The sequence below is a fragment of the Sorangium sp. So ce367 genome, from assembly GCF_051520455.1.
In the GTDB taxonomy this organism is placed as follows: Bacteria; Myxococcota_A; Polyangia; order Polyangiales; family Polyangiaceae; genus Sorangium; species Sorangium cellulosum_B.
Genome location: NZ_CP150334.1, coordinates 10,613,404 through 10,628,160 on the forward strand (window position 1 = coordinate 10,613,404; position 14,757 = coordinate 10,628,160).

The 14,757-nt window shown below is 66.6% G+C and carries 13 protein-coding genes; 5 read left to right on the forward strand and 8 right to left on the reverse strand.

What is annotated here, in order from left to right:
• A complete protein-coding gene (locus WME97_RS40200) occupies positions 1-810 on the forward strand; it encodes an ExeA family protein (RefSeq protein ID WP_437543652.1) in 810 nt (269 codons plus the stop codon).
• On the forward strand, positions 807-1,064 hold the full coding sequence (locus WME97_RS40205; RefSeq protein WP_437543650.1) for a hypothetical protein: 258 nt from the start codon (positions 807-809) through the stop codon (positions 1,062-1,064). The genes WME97_RS40200 and WME97_RS40205 overlap by 4 nt, the downstream gene beginning before the upstream one ends.
• A 28-nt stretch (positions 1,065-1,092) precedes the next feature.
• Here WME97_RS40205 and WME97_RS40210 read toward each other — a convergent pair whose 3' ends face one another.
• The 5 genes from WME97_RS40210 to WME97_RS40230 all read right to left on the reverse strand — a co-directional run bounded on the left by WME97_RS40210 (position 1,093) and on the right by WME97_RS40230 (position 6,373).
• Entirely contained in the window at positions 1,093-2,037 is a 945-nt protein-coding gene (locus WME97_RS40210; RefSeq protein WP_437545647.1) for a hypothetical protein, read from the reverse strand.
• A 392-nt stretch (positions 2,038-2,429) separates the two neighbouring features.
• A complete protein-coding gene (locus WME97_RS40215; RefSeq protein WP_437545649.1) occupies positions 2,430-2,906 on the reverse strand; it encodes a hypothetical protein in 477 nt (158 codons plus the stop codon).
• Between the two features lie 1,080 nt (positions 2,907-3,986).
• Positions 3,987-4,199, reverse strand: a complete 213-nt coding sequence (locus WME97_RS40220) for a hypothetical protein (protein WP_272104003.1) — start codon at positions 4,197-4,199, stop codon at positions 3,987-3,989.
• A 62-nt stretch (positions 4,200-4,261) separates the two neighbouring features.
• A complete protein-coding gene (locus tag WME97_RS40225) occupies positions 4,262-5,149 on the reverse strand; it encodes a helix-turn-helix transcriptional regulator (RefSeq protein ID WP_437555586.1) in 888 nt (295 codons plus the stop codon).
• Positions 5,150-5,278: 129 nt separating this feature from the next.
• Positions 5,279-6,373, reverse strand: coding sequence for an RNA polymerase sigma factor (locus WME97_RS40230; RefSeq protein WP_437545651.1), 1,095 nt, complete (start codon positions 6,371-6,373; stop codon positions 5,279-5,281).
• 190 nt (positions 6,374-6,563) lie between these two features.
• Here WME97_RS40230 and WME97_RS40235 point away from each other — a divergent pair, with 190 nt between their 5' ends.
• From WME97_RS40235 to WME97_RS40245, 3 genes are all read left to right on the forward strand, one after another.
• Positions 6,564-7,793: a hypothetical protein gene (locus WME97_RS40235; RefSeq protein ID WP_437545653.1), complete on the forward strand. Its 1,230-nt coding sequence runs from the start codon at positions 6,564-6,566 to the stop codon at positions 7,791-7,793.
• Positions 7,794-8,014: 221 nt separating this feature from the next.
• On the forward strand, positions 8,015-9,442 hold the full coding sequence (locus tag WME97_RS40240) for a hypothetical protein (protein WP_437545654.1): 1,428 nt from the start codon (positions 8,015-8,017) through the stop codon (positions 9,440-9,442).
• Between the two features lie 37 nt (positions 9,443-9,479).
• Positions 9,480-11,015: a hypothetical protein gene (locus WME97_RS40245; protein ID WP_437545656.1), complete on the forward strand. Its 1,536-nt coding sequence runs from the start codon at positions 9,480-9,482 to the stop codon at positions 11,013-11,015.
• Between the two features lie 11 nt (positions 11,016-11,026).
• Here the strand turns inward: WME97_RS40245 and WME97_RS40250 are convergent, their stop codons facing one another.
• The 3 genes from WME97_RS40250 to WME97_RS40260 are packed head-to-tail and all read right to left on the reverse strand — an operon-like array spanning position 11,027 to position 13,384.
• A complete protein-coding gene (locus WME97_RS40250) occupies positions 11,027-12,124 on the reverse strand; it encodes a hypothetical protein (protein WP_437545658.1) in 1,098 nt (365 codons plus the stop codon).
• Positions 12,125-12,128: 4 nt separating this feature from the next.
• Positions 12,129-12,848 (reverse strand): hypothetical protein, encoded by a 720-nt coding sequence (locus WME97_RS40255; RefSeq protein WP_437545660.1) that lies wholly within the window; start codon positions 12,846-12,848, stop codon positions 12,129-12,131.
• A gap of 47 nt (positions 12,849-12,895) precedes the next feature.
• Positions 12,896-13,384 carry a hypothetical protein gene (locus WME97_RS40260; RefSeq protein ID WP_437545662.1) on the reverse strand — a complete coding sequence of 163 codons (489 nt, stop codon included), beginning with the start codon at positions 13,382-13,384 and terminating at the stop codon, positions 12,896-12,898.
• Positions 13,385-14,757 lie beyond the last annotated feature (1,373 nt).

Genomic DNA, 14,757 nt, shown 5'->3' on the forward strand with positions numbered 1-14,757 from the left:
ATGGACTTCTGCAGCTACTTCAGCTTCACCGCAGAGCCATTTTCCAAGGAGGTCGAAGACGGCGAGCTCTGGCTCCCCCCGTCCAAGCAGATGGTACTCGAGACGCTCATCGAGGCGGTGCACGCCAGAAAGAGCGTGCTGCTCGCCGGTGACCCCGGCGTCGGCAAGACGTGTCTGCTCCGCGCGCTCCGTCATGCCCTTTCGCCGCAGACGTTTCGCCTGACCTACTGCGCCAACGTGACGCTTGGACGCCGGGACTTCTATCGGCAGCTCTGTCTGGCGCTCGGTCTCGCTCGCTGCAGCACCGCTGGAGACGTCTTCTACGCGGTCAGCACGCACGTCGAGGAACTCGCGAAGGAGCGCGTATTTCCGGTCTTCGTCCTCGATGAGGCCCATCTGCTTCATCAGGACACACTCGATCATCTTCACATACTCCTTAATTACGCATGGGATAGCCGCGCATTGCTTTCGCTCGTGTTGCTTGGCTTGCCCGAGCTCGGCGAGCGGCTCCGCGTGCGCCGCAATCGCTCCCTGTATTCGCGCCTCCATTACCGATTGACCATCGACCCGCTCACGCCGGACGATACGGCCGACTATCTGCGTGTACGTCTCGGCCGAGTCGGCTGCACGAAAGAGCTCTTCACCTCGGACGCCATCGCGATGCTGCACGAGGCGGCCGCTGGCAGCCTGCGCGACACCGATCGACTCGCCACTGCCGCGCTCCGCGCCGCTGCGCGCAAGAAGCGCAAGCTCGTCGAGCGCGACGTCCTGAGCCGCATCCTGCAGCTGGACGCAGAGGAGGCCGGGTGAACCCCGTCCCCGTGGCCGAGGGGGACACGCGGCGCGGCGACGCCGCGGGCAGCGCAGCCGCCGCCCTCGTCGCGGCCCTCGCGCTCGCCCGCGGCGCGCTCACCGCGCGCTACCCGAGCGACCCGGATCCGCTGTGCCCTCGTCTCTACGCCGTTGACGTCGTGCTCCACTACCTCGATCGGCTCGACGACGCTCTCGCTCGCTACCACGCCGTCCTCGACGGCGATGACCGCCTCCCACTCCGCATCGACTGAGAGCGCCGGCGCTCTGCGACCGCCGCAGTCACCCCGGCGCATGCCTCGCTGCGATCGCGGTGAGCGCAAATCCAGCTCGATGATGGCCATCACAGAGCCGGATCTTCCGGCCATCAAGCAGCCTGCTCGGTAACACTAGGTCTCTAGCCTCTTTAAGGCGTCCGCTTGTATCGTGTGTCATGAAGGCGTCGGCTAGCCCTGTCCAGAGGCGAGCGTGTTCAACTTCAATAGTGGTGACACGAGTTACTCGAGCCCACTCCGAAAATGGAAAAGTCGTACCCGTCCAATATATCTCCCCAAGCCAATCACGATTCGCGAGCAGTGCCTCGCGCAGATAGCGGTCTGCCATGCTCATGCCGAGGATCAATAGATCTCCACCAATCGCAAGATGCACCGCGGTAGTCACGGCGATGCTTCCGCGGTGCCGCATATACTCCGATTCGGTCATGACAACGTTTCCCATGCGCAATAGACCATGGGGAAAGTATATGGGGGTCGATATCAGTCCCGGCGCAGTGTCGATCTTTGGATAAGGTGTTACGGGGCTTTTCCCAAGGAAAGTCCGCAGCAGTAGCGTCCCTCCGCCACGCGCAGCAGGGAGCGGTGACGCGGTGTGCGGCTCAATATTGAACGAGACGATCGATCCTGCTCTCCCAGCGATCACGGCCTGTGCCGCCAGTACTTCGGGCGAGAGCCGTCCCGGCTGAATCGACTCAACGAGCAGCTGACGCAGTAGCCGACGGAACTGTCGGTGTCCAAGCTTGCTCGCAAGTCTCTCAAGTTCCTGCGGCATGTCCGGGAATCGCTCAGATGGTCGGCCGCCGGACACCTGCCAAAGCTGATCGACGAGCGTAGTCCATGTTGGGGTAGCGCCACCAGTCACGGCCATCGATGCACCGGCGCCGAGCCAAACCGTGAACCCGCCAGCGGTCGTAGCGAGCTTTTCACAAAGGCCATCGAAGGAGATCTTCATGATTTGTCTTGTTGGTTGATGTTCGACTGATTCGTCGGAACCGATATACCTGACACCTTATCGGTCAGCGAGCACGAGTCTGTTAACACCATTGCCGCATGGTCTTCTTAGCCCCGAGCGTCCCGGCCGTGTCAGGCTCTGGGGTGTCAGCTACCCCCATGGCCTGCCCGATCCGCAAGGCCAACGGAGATGCCGGCCCGTGTCAAGAGGGGCATGCTCTCGGGCCTTGTCTCAAGTGCCCCCGCATCGGAAGGGCGCCCGGCCGGCCGTGCTCCCGGCGAGCGGCACCTGGATCGTTCCGCTGTGGGCGTACGTTGGGTCTCCGGGGTCCTGCCTGTCACAAGGCACGCCTCTCGGAGACACGTCGCCGCTTCTTAGGCCACAGGACGGCCCTACAATTCGGTATCCGAGCCTGAATCCACAGGCCCAGTGATAGCGCCGATGCGACATCCAATCAGTCCCGGGCGACTCGAATCACCAAACATGATACCGCCATACATGGAGATGCGCCACGCAGAGACGGCAGGATCGTCGACACCTTGAACTCCCTCATACTGCACCGTTGAGTTCCCAAGATCGACAGTCGCCCGATCGGCTACCACAAAATTAAGCACATCATCAAAATAACGCTCCTCCGCATCGGTTAATATTAACACGTTGACCGAATACGCTTGAGTGATAAGCGCCTTCCAGTGAAACCATACGAGTCCACGAACGATAAGCGAGAATAGATCCATCAGCATGTTCGCGTTAACCGGAATGCTCATGCTTTGCTGATACAGAGCGTTTTCTGCAATCCAGGCTTGCCTTGAGCCGCTTGCAATCGTGCGATGCAACTTCCGGTTCTTGGCGAGTCTTGCCGGGACCATCGTCTCAAGGTTCGTCTTGGCAGCGGAGTGTCGACCTCCGAAAGGTAGGACCGCGGTCAAGTGGTGCTCGAGTCGAGCCTTCGTCCCGTTGCAAGTGCCGCATGCAGGTACTTGGGGAAGGTTGCTTCTATCGGACGGGAGAAAGAACTCTCTTGCGAATACATGGTCAGGCGCTGTCGACAGCGCTTGCGTACAGTATACGCAGGTCTTGCCCTTGTATTTCTTGCTCACGAAATGCCAGTCTCCTCGTGGGATGAAAGATTGTCAGAGCCGCCATGCCGCTGCAAGCGGAAGTGTCAGGGGCCGCCCGCTCGGATCGCGCCCGGGCCGGCTAAACCTCGTCGGCTCCTCTCGTGCCCGCCCGGGTTCGACTGGGCCCCGACCAGGCTGTGGGTAGGCGCCGCGCCGCGCCCATCATCGTCGACCCCGGCGAGAGCCGCAAGGGGTCGCACCCAGTACGAGGCCGGGGGACCGAGACGTAGGGAGGAATGCCGACTGGCTCAGCAAACGCGGTATTGGCGAGAACAGTGAGTCGATTAGAACTGGTCATGCGGAGGAGGCTACGGGGGAGATGTCGGGGGCGCGGCGTTGTGTGCCGCCGGCGGTAAGATGATGGCGCTCACGCAGCATTCGCCGCACGGGCGCGATCTTTTGGCCCGACCGGCGCACGCCACCGTAGCACCGCCCACGATCCTGCACGTGCCACCGCAGCGGGTCTCGTTGTGTCGATCTCGCAACCCGCCCTGACGGGCGCCGCAGCGCCCCCGCGGTCGCGGGCAGCGAAGCCCTCCGCGCGGCGTCGCACCGCCGCAGGGTTCTCGAGGCGGATGGTCAAAGGCGACGGTCGCCTGCGGTCGCCTGAGATCCGGCTGGCATCGCCCAACGGTGAGAGCCGCGCAGGTGCGACCTCGATGGCGGCCCGTCGCGGCGCCGTCGGCCGGCTCTTAACGGCGCGCTCAGGAGCGCACGCCTGGAGCGGCACGACGGCGTCCGTGCGCCAGCGTCGCCCTCGAGCGCATCCCAATTGCGGCGCGGCGGGCCGGTTACGTCGACGCCACGATGACGCGGGTTCGTCGGCAGCTAGATCGTGGCCTCGTCATCCCGCAGAAGCCCGTCAATCTTGCTTAGCAAATCTCGCTTGACCCGCTGCCGGTTCAGTTCGTCTTCGTAACCGGCCTTGACAGATGCCACCTTGACAACGCCCTTGATCATCATCAGAGCGTCGATCGTTCGCTGCGCCTCATCGTCATCCAAGTCGCGCCGAAAGTGGACAACCAGGCCCTTGACGCTCATTGCAATCCCCTCCCCACACAGAGATCTCGCTGGCTTCCCGAAGCATAATGATATTACGCAATTCACCCATGGCTCCCTACTCCCGGAAGTGTCGTGTTCAGCGGAGAGCGCTCTACGTCCTCCCAATCGGCAGCCGTTGCGGAACCCGGCCCGCCTTCGTCACGCTGTACCGGGAAGCTCGTCAGGGTCCCGGCGCGCCGGGCGAGCTCAGTCCCCGTGGCGGCGCGGACAGGGAGCGGCGACCGAAGCCGCGGCAGTGGAGGCGGCGGGAGTTTCGCCCGCGGGCTCCTGGCCGCAAGCTCGGGAGACGGCACCACAGGCGGAGGAACGTCGAGCGCGCGGGGAGGTAGCGTCGGCGGTGTCGAGAGCTGCGCCGGCGACGACGCGGGACGCGCCGAGCTCTCGCGCTTGGTCACGGGCTCGCCGACCTGGATCACCACGGTCTCCTCGGCCTCCGTCCGGTGTTCGTCGTGCAGCTGCCAGAGGCGCTCCCAGTACCGCGCCGGCGTGCCGGTGAAGGCTTCCAGCTCCCGGGCAAGGCCGGGCGTCATCGGGAGGTCGCTTCTCAGCAACCGTTCCACCTCCCTCGGCTCCAACCCCGTGCTCTCGGCCAGCTTCCTCCTCCACGAAGGCATCGTCGCGCAGAACGACTCGAGGACCCTTCCTGGCCAGGGGACGGGGCGCGCACGGACGTCTGTCAGCTCCGCGAGCGCCGCATCGACGTGACAGTCCAGAAGGCGCCGGTGCCGGTCCCGATCCCCCACGGCCTGCTCCTTCGCATCGGTGAGGGCTGCCTCCTCGTCGTCATGCGCGTGCTCGCGCGCCTCGCGAAGCCCCCGCTCCCGTCCCAGCGCTTCGCGCGCGGTGACCGCGAAGCCGATCGCGACACAGGCTATCATCGCGAGCCCGAGCGGCGAAATGAGCCACATCGCACCAAGTAGATCCTCCATCGTAGTCATCGCGTTTCGTCTCCTGAACGTGATCGTTCTTGTCGGAACGCAAGGCGGTTCTTCGCCTTGTGCTGTCCGAAGACGTCACCAGGGTCACCGCCTGTTAGCTGCCGAAGGACAGCCGAGGATTCAGCGAAGCTGCCGGAGGAGTGCTTCGCGCTCGGCGACGAGCCGCCCACGGGGGAACGCCTGCGCGTGAGTGTTCAGCAGCCGGAGAGCCTCGACGTTGGCCGTGGCGTTGCGGGCCTCGATGGCCCTCCGGGCCTGGTTGATCAGGCTCCTCTCCTGCTCGGTAGCGGTCGATCGAATGGCGCTCGCCGGAGACACGGGCCGGCGATCGGTCGTCATCGAGGAAACGGGCGTGCTGCTCGCCACGGCCTGCGCGCGCGCGCTTCCTTGCTCCCTCGGCGACGAGGTCTCGCGCGCGATCGGCGCGGCCGGTGCCGCCGCGCTGTGCGCGCGTTCTCCGCCAGCGGGCGCCGCGGCGCTGTGCGCGCCGTCTCGCGCAGCGGGCGGGGTGGCAGGGACCACCGCCGCCCCGTACCACGATTGCAGGTCGGGCAGGGACGACACCGAGGAGACGAGCGCGCCGGTCAGCACGGCGAGCGCACCCTGAACGACGATCCTCACGGCCAGGCGGCGTAGCGAGGCCACCCACGACGCGCGACGGTCGAAGCCCAGTGCGAGCGGCACGCAGAGGCGATCGTCCCTTCCCTGCGAGCGCTCCTGCGCCTGCCACCGCTCCCGCTGCACCCGGAGTTCCTGGTGCGCCCGCCAGTATCGCGTCCTCACCGTGTCCAGCGGAAGTCCCTGCTCGGCGGCGATCTCGGCGAGCGGAATCTCTTGGAGGTCGTGCTTGATCACGACATCCCGGTACTTGGGATCAAGTTGGTCTATCAGCTCCCGCGTGAACTTTTCCCGCTGCCGTCTCCGGAGCAGCTCTTCCGGCGTGGGGTACTCGTCTCGGATCTCGCACTCATCGAACGACGTCAGCACCTCGCCGCGGCAGCGTGCGTCACGGACGTGATTGCGCGCCTGGTTGATGGCGATCGTGACCCGGTACGGGGCTGGGTCTCCCCCCGGGTCGAGCCGCCTGTCGGCCTCCAGCCCGCGCAGCAGCGCTTCCTGAGCGATATCCTCGGCGTTTCGCTCCGGCACGCCGTGGCGCCTGGCGAGGCGCCGGAAGAGCTCGAAGCCGGGGAAGACGGTCGGTGGCTTGCCCACGCTAAGCAGCACACTTGAGCGGGCCCAAACGCTTCAAAAAAAAGAACCAACGAGCAATATTGGTCGGACAATGTAAGCCAAGGTATCATCTTCAGCCACGCGGAAGCGGGTCCAGAGGACGACTGAGCACATTCCGTCATACGACCGCCAATTCTCGCCCAAACGGCCGAGGCGTCGCGATTCCTGGCGGTTGACGCCGAGCGGCCGGCGTCAGTACCGTCCCTGGATGCGTTGCATTGCGCATTCGCTCTCGATATTTCTCACGCTCGGGGCCGCAACAGGCTTCCCGATCTCGGCCAGCGCCGATGATGCCCCCCCGAAGGCGCAACAGAGTTCACGAAGTCTGCCAGCGCCGCCGATGTCCCCCCCGAAGGCGGGACCGAACGACAGCTCATCGGTGAAGGACCATGTTCGCCGTGGTCAGAGAGCGCGCAATGCCGGGCGCTGGAGCGAGGCATACGCTGCCTACAAGGCTGCTTTCGACGCCGCAGACCCGACGACCAGCACCGAGCGAGAGCGGGCGGAGATCGCCGGCGAGCTCGGCCTTTGCGAGGTCGCGTTGCACAAGTATCGCGATGCGGCCGAGCACCTTGCTAAAAGCCTCGAGCAGCGTGAAGCGCTGCCGGACGCGCTCGAGCGGCGATTCCAGGCAGGCCAGCGCGAGGCAGTGAAGCGCGTCGCCACGCTCGTGCTGTCGGTGGATCCGCCCGACGCCGAGGTGCTCATCGACGGCGAGCGCGTCGGACGGACCGCGCGCACTTATACGCTCTTCTTCGATCCGGGGGACAAACACATGGTGCGGGGCCGTGCCCCGGGCCACGCGGACGCGTTTCAGGGGTTCCTTGGCGTGGCGGGCGTGGAGCACGAGATGACGATGGAGCTGTCCCGCGCGGCGGCGGGGAGCGCCTCGGAGGCGAGCAGCACGAAGGACACCGCGCCAGCGACGCCGCCCGCCTTGCCCACGCTGCCCGCTTTGCGCACGCTGCCCGCTGCGAGCGCGAACGCTCCCAGCCCGTGGGCCTCCTGGCCGGGGACACTGCGCATCACGGGGATCGCCGTCACGACGGCAGGCGTGGCGGTGGGCACCATCCTCATGATCCACGCGGGCAAGCTCGATGACGACCTGAGCGCCCGGCGTGACTGGCTCCAAAGCGAGCCGTCGTCGAGCACGTCGATGTGCTGGCACGCACCTCGGAACTCGCCATGTGGCGAGCTGGCGCGCCTGCAGGACGCGCGAAACACGTTCGGCCGCGCCGGTCTGGCCACGGTGATCACGGGTGGTGTCATCGGTGCCGTGACCGGCGCGTCCTTCTTCACGGACTTCTCTTTCCTGGGATTCAAGCCGGCTCAGGAACGGCTCAACGTCGCGCCCGTGGCGAATGGGAACGAAATCGGCGCGCGACTCGAGGGGGCATGGTGAGCATGCGAGGGGCCGAGAGAATGGGTCCGCTGGCAGACCGAGGCGCCGTGACGTCGGCCGTCGCCCTCGCAGTCTGCGTGTGGGGAGCTAGCACGCTGACAGCTTGTGCTGCCTACCCCGAGGATTGCTCGGAAAAGCTGGCGTGTGCTCCCGATCCGGAACCTCCGCCCGACCTGTGCGCGGGAGAGCCCGGCTCAGCGCCAGCGCTCGACGAGTGCGGCGTGTTCGTCAGCGAGCAGGGCAACGACAACAGCCCCGGAACGAAGGGAGCGCCGGTCAAGACGCTCCAGCACGCGATCGGGCTCGCCGCGCACGGTCGAGGCCACGGCGAGGCGCCGACCCGGCGCGTGTACGCGTGCGGCGGGGTGTTCGAGGAGAAGATCACGCTGCCCTCGGGGGTCGACTTCTGGGGCGGGCGCCTGTGTGACGGCGGCGATTGGTCGTATGATGGGTCGTTCGGCGGACCGAATCACCCGACGATCATCGCTCCGCAGGTGGGTATCCCGCTGAGAGTGATCGCGGATGACAAAGAGCACGCGACGTCAACGGTCTTCGGCGTGCGCGTCGAGGCGGCGGATGCGTCCGCGGACGACGGCAAGTCGTCGATCGCGATGATCTTGAGCCCTGGGGCCAGGGCGATCGTGCGGCAGAGCAAGATCCTCGCAGGCGATGGCAAGGATGGAGAGCCGGGCGAGGACGCGCCGAGCGTTCGCGCGAACTCCGGCGTGCTGGGGAACGACGGCTCGGACGCCTGCACCGCGGACGCGGCGCTGGGCGCCCTTCCGGTCGTGACCGTGTGCGGCGACGGGATCGAGTCGACGGGTGGCCAGGGGGGCGATGGAGGCCTCGAGACGGGCAGCGACGGAACTTCAGGGCTGCCGGAGCCGCTCGGGAATCCGACCGAGCGCGGCCTGGGTGGATCCGGCGCGGTCAGCATGGCATGCAGGCAGGGGCAGAACGGAGCCGACGGCGCTCCTGCGGAGCGCGCTGCCGGAGCGGATGGCGCTGGCCTCCTGGACGAGTACGGATGGGTCGGCGTCCGCGGGAAGGATGGAGCGAAGGGCGGCGCCGGTCAGGGCGGCGGCGGGGGCGGGGGCGGCAAAGGTCGCGACTCCGCCAGGAACGCGTGTCCGGCAGGTCGGCCCCAGGGCGGTGCGGCCGGCGGCTCGGGGGGCAGTGGCGGCTGCGGTGGCAAGGGGGGCAAGGGAGGCGACTACGGCGGCGCGAGCATCGCGATCGTGGCGTTGCAGGGGAGCGACCTCACAGTCGATGCGAGCACGGTCCTCGGGGCCAAGGGCGGCGACGGCGGGGTCGGCGGAACGGGCCAGTGGGGAGGCTTTGGCGCCGACGGCGGACACGGCGGACACGGTGTTGTGATCGACGCGTCGCGAGGATGCCGCGGCGGCTTTGGCGGCGACGGCGGTCGCGGGGGCGATGCCGGCGGCGGTCTCGGCGGCCACTCGCTCGGCATCGGCTCCGTGGGCGCCTCCGTGGCCATCACGGAGTTCGCGAAGGTCTTGCCTGGACAAGCCGGCAAGGGTGGCAGCGGCGGCAATGCACCCTTCGAAAGCACGCCCGGCCAGGGGAAAGCCGGGATTGCGCTGTTCTGGTACCCGTTCGATACGCTAGATCCGGAACCGGCTCGATGAACTACCCTGCGCTGACAGCGCACGTCAGGATGCGCACATGAGAAAGACCACCGCTGCTATCTTCGTCCTTCTGTTGTCGCCGTGGGCCACCGGCTGCGGAACTGCGCCCGACGTGAACGACCCTGGCGTGACGCCTTGCGAGGGCACCTCGTGCGAGCAAGAGCCGCCCCCGGAGTCGGTCTGCGCCGAGCACGTCGCCGCCGATATCCTCGACGACGGCTGTGGCGTGTTCATCGCTGGACCCTACGGTTTTGGCGACGACAGGAACCCCGGCACGAAGGCGAAGCCTGTGGCCACCGTCGAGCGTGCCGTCGAGCTCGCGCGCACGGGACGAGGCCGCATGTTCATCTGCAACGACGGATTTCCGGTGCGTCAGATCAGGGTGCCCTCCGGCGTGGACCTCCTCGGGGGCTTTCACTGCCGGCGATGGAATCGCGACCCTGAAATCCCGCGAACCACATTTTTTCACCAGCCGATCGCCGACTTCGCCGACCCCATGGTGGTAGTCGAGCCCGCGGGTCCCGAGGACAGCGGGGCCGCGGACGGGGTGTCGACGCTCGCCGATCTCAACCTTGGGGCTTTTGGTCCGCTCGGCGTGCTCGTCCAGTCCAACACGGGGGTGGAGATCGTGCGGAGCGAGATCCGCGCAGACGGCGCAATAGCGGGCAGCGATGGCGAGCAGTGGCCGACCGATCAACCGGACGGACCGGATGGCAATTTCGCTGGCGAGGGGTGCTCGGCGCCCCTCGTCGCCGGCGGACCTGCGGCGGTGAACCGGTGCGAGAGCGGGCACACGAGCGTCGGTGGCAAGGGAGGGGATGGGCTGCCCGACAGCGCCGGGGATGGCGGCGACGGGGAGCCCGTCTACACTTCGCCCTCGCGCGGCGGCATCGGGGAGCGAGACAACCGCCGTTGCGAAAGCGGATTCACCGGGGGCCCGGGGGCTCCGGGAACGCAGGGCGCGCCCGGCAAGGGCATCGGGCGCCTCACCGAGGCCGGTTGGGAGGGCGACACGGGGGGCGAGGGGACGTGGGGCACCCCGGGCCAGGGGGGCGGCGGCGGCGGCGGTCGCCGGGGCGGGCTGGCCGTGTGCGGCGCGGCTTCCAAGGGAGGCGGAGGAGGAGGCTCGGGTGGGGCCGGCGGCTGCGGAGGCCGGGGGGGCCGCGGGGGAGCGAACGGACGTCCGACCATCGGCGTCCTCGCGCTTCACGCCCGGGTGACGGTGCGCGACAGCGAGATCACGACGATCTCCGGCGGCAGGGGCGGCGACGGCGGGCCGCCCCAGGAAGGCGGCCGAGGGGGCCGAGGCGCACCGGGCGCCGCCGACGTGGACGCCGTTCAGGGCTGCTTCGGCGGCCCGGGCGGCGAAGGAGGCCACGGCGGCTACGGCGGCCCGGGGCGCGGCGGCGACTCGATCGGCGTCGCCTACCTCGACGAGGGCCAGCTCGCGCTCGAGGGCGTCATCTTCGAGATCGGACCGCCGGGCCATGGCGGCATGAGCTGGAACCACGATGGCACGACCACGATGGGGCAGAGCGGCGAGAGGCACGAGACGCTTCGCTTTCCCGAGTAGCCCCAGTCACGTCACGGGAGATCGGCGACCGAGTCCACGGGCCAAGTCGCCAGGAACCTGGAAGCCCAAGCGACCATGGCGGCCGGCGGCTCGCCTTCACCATCCCACGAAGCGACCAGGGCTTCGAGCTCGCGCGCGGCGGCTTCGAGCTCGCGCTTGGCAGCGATGCCGCGAGGAGTCTTGGGTGACTCAAGGAGCAGGCGAATCTTCGCAAGCGCCTTTGTAACTTCCTCTTTGTGCAGGACCCCATCTGTCGTCGCCACCCAGTAGGAAGAACCGCTCTGCACCTCTGGCATCAGAGTCCATGCGATTCGATAAGTCGCCGCGAGCACGGTGAGTACCGCAACGAGCGAATCTGTCAGGTTGCTCGCTTCGATATTTCCGCCTGGTGCCGGCATCTCACGCGGCGATGGCTTCACCCATGTATGCTGGTCTGAAAACAGGCAATCGTAGAGCCTGATCTCACCCGGAAGACCCAGGCCCGCTGTCACATCGGGCACGAGCACGGTCCCGATCTCCGGCGGCATGCGCTCGCAACCGAACGTCGCTTCGATGTCGCGGGAAATCCATTCCGCGCACGGCTGCTGTTCCGGCAAGAGTTCGAAGCTAGCGTAGCTCTTCCCGATAGCGGCAGACCTGAGGCTATCATCCGGGCGCGACACGAAACCTGGATCGAATGGGCTTCGATGAACAAGGAAACGCACGTCTCGAAATTCGACCGCGAACAAGTCCTTCGTTTGTTTCACGATCTCAACCGTGCGCAAACCGTGGACAATATAGTAAGGAGCCAGGAAGCTCACATGAAACCAGATCGGCTCACCGGCGGATCTTGGCAGATTAATCGTAAATGAATAGCAGCCGTCCCAGCCGCCGGTGGGGAGGTGTAGCGAGTGATTCATGAGCATGCCAGGGAATCGTTCTGCGATGCGACGCAGCATGGAGTGCCAGCGCTCGTCCTTCGATGCCTGAATCCGCGCGGCCACGAGCCGAGCGTGCTCCTCCGTCTTCTTGCAGAGCTGGACGTCGATATCGCCATCCTTGGTGAGCCCAACCCCACGTGGATAGTATCGATAGACAATGCCGAGCAGCTCATCGATGCTGTGTTTCATGGAATCACTTAACCCTGGCACCAAGCTCTTCATATATCTTGGGGAAACGCTCCCTCATGCAGCTCTTATGTCTCTCGCAGAATATACCTTGCGGAAGATCTCGGCCTCCATTCTCATACAGAAAATCCGCACATGTGTTCGCTACATTGGCGGCATATATCGCCGCCGTCTCTGGTGATGTCAACCCCCAACGCTCGCTTCGAATGGGCATTCCTACGATAACCGAACACGCTGCGTCACCCTCCAAATTGTGACCGAAATATAGATCTGCCTTTGCCTCCTGCCAACCGCTCACGGTTCCATCGTAGGCGACGATCGTAACAAAATTGAAGGCTCGCGGGTCGATCGGTATTTTGCCTGTGCACCCCATGGTCGGAGCGCCGCTCTGCTGGCAGGGATCTGGCGGGCTCGTCGGGCTAGCTGTCGGCCTCTCCGAGCTGTCGCTCGGGCGTTCCTCCTCGTCCTCGTCTTCGTCTTCGTCGTCCGTTTTGTTGCACTGGAGTTTGCGCTCGCTGCCGTACTCCGGCCCGCTCGGCGGCTCCGCCCCGAAGTCCCCCGACGCGACGGAGGTGAAGACAGGAACGGGCGGCCCGACTGGTCCACCTGCACCTTCGCCCTTCACCCACTCCTCGATGGGATAGCAGTCTCCTACCGACCAGTTGCATGCCGTTAGCATGCAGATGGCAATGCCCACAATCATCAGCAGAATTCTTTTGGCGTTCATCTTATGCTCCATCGAAGCACAGGGCCGACGACGACAAGCACGGACACTTAGCCTGGGAGTACAAGGCTGCTCCCGCCGATCCAGTCCACATTGGCGCTCACCGAGACGCCGAGCGGCCCTGCAACGTACGCGTTGGTTTGCGCATGCGCGCCTACCGCGATCCCGGCGACGTGCCCACACAATGTACTTCCGCAAGCCGGCATGAAGTAGATCGCAACGGATGGGCCCGCACTAAAGTCGCCGTTCTTCCAACCATATCCGATCGCGGCAATGGTGCTATTGTAGACACCGGCCCCACCTATCTGGACTGGGGGAATGATGCTGAGCAGATCGTGAACATTGAATAGGATGTTGCCGTTGATGCGCCACGATAATCCCGCGTGCGGACTCACCGCCAGGTGCGTCACGGTGCCAGCCTGGATCCCCCCGAAGCTAATTCCGGCACTCAGCTCGGAGGCGTCGGCCTGCGTCGGAACGACACTGAGCAGGAGACCGAACATTGCCGACGATGAGATCTGCCGGTCTGTCGTCCTCATCGTCTCCCTCACGGTCGTCCGAAACACGCGAGCAGCGTGGCGACGCGGCCCATTCTTCTGATCACAGGATCGGCGTCAAACGGAATCTACACGAGAACACTACACGGGCCAGGGGTCGTACCGTCCAGAGCGTGCGCCAGCGCGCAGCGACCTGCGCGGCTCCGGCGCGTGTCGGCCTGCTGGCGCCAGCTGCCTGTCCACGCCGCCGCGAGAGCGCGCTACCGACCACGCGCCCCGGGCTGCGCGTCGGCTGCAAGCCCGACCCGGCGCGGCGCTGCGCGCAGGCAGCGGTGACGGCGCGCTGTGACCGCCACGCGCGGCGCGGCACAACATCGCTCGCGCGGCCACGCCGCCCGCGAGCGCGGCGCCTGACGGTGGCCTGCGCGCTCAGCGGCGACGAAGCGCTAGCGCTCACGCGCCCGGAACTGCACGACGTCGCTCGCGTGTGCGCGTCGGCGCGAGCGTCACTCGTCGTGGCCCCATCGGCGGGCAGCCATGAGACCGGCTACGGATGGCCCGCTAAGGCTCCGTGGACCCCGCAGCCCGGACGATCCCGCAGGCCGCTCCGCTGCTCGAGGCGTCGCCGCTGTTGCCCCGGCGGCTTCTAGGGGTCGTCGAGCTGCTGAGCCGCGCCTAAGCCGATCACCTCGCGCATGCGTTGCAGATCGCCCAGGAGCGCCATCACTTCGATCACACCGCTCAGTACGCCGGCGAGCGGAGCGGGAGAACTGACGGATCAAGAGCTCGACCATGCCGCTGCGCAGCCGCGGGTCTTCGATCAACGTCGCCCGCGCGACAAGGGCGGGCCGTGTGCGTGACGATTCTGCCGTGCCGCGACCACGCGCGGCTTGGGCGCCCGCGCTCGCAACGAGTGACGGCCTGGCGCGACGCGCTTGAGCACACGGACATCGACGGCCCCGAACGCGCCGGCGTCCATCTCGACCCCCGCGCGCGGACCGGTCGCGGACCTCGATCCTGCGGCCTGTCTGCTCGAGCGCCATGTAGCGCGGCGTCGGCGGCCCCGCGCACCTGCGGCCGCTCCGGAGCGAGGAACGCGGCCCTGCTGTCTGCTCCGGCGCCATCTGCACCGCCCAGAATGGGCGCCAGCTGGCCGATGCGCGCCGTGCCGACTTCGCGCGCGAAGTCATCCAGATGAACCCCAACGCCGGCGACGGCTCCGCGCGCGCCGGCGTCTACCTCGACCCCGCAGCCGCCGTCTGCTTCGGCGCCAAGCCGCACGACGCCGGCGCGATCCCGAGCTCGCGTGCGTCCATCTTGTGGTTGCAGCCGCTCCCGCGGAGCGCCTGGCGTCCCCTTGATCTCCGCAACCGCCCCCCGCCCCCCCGTGTCAGAGAAGTTGGCGTTGCATAGGC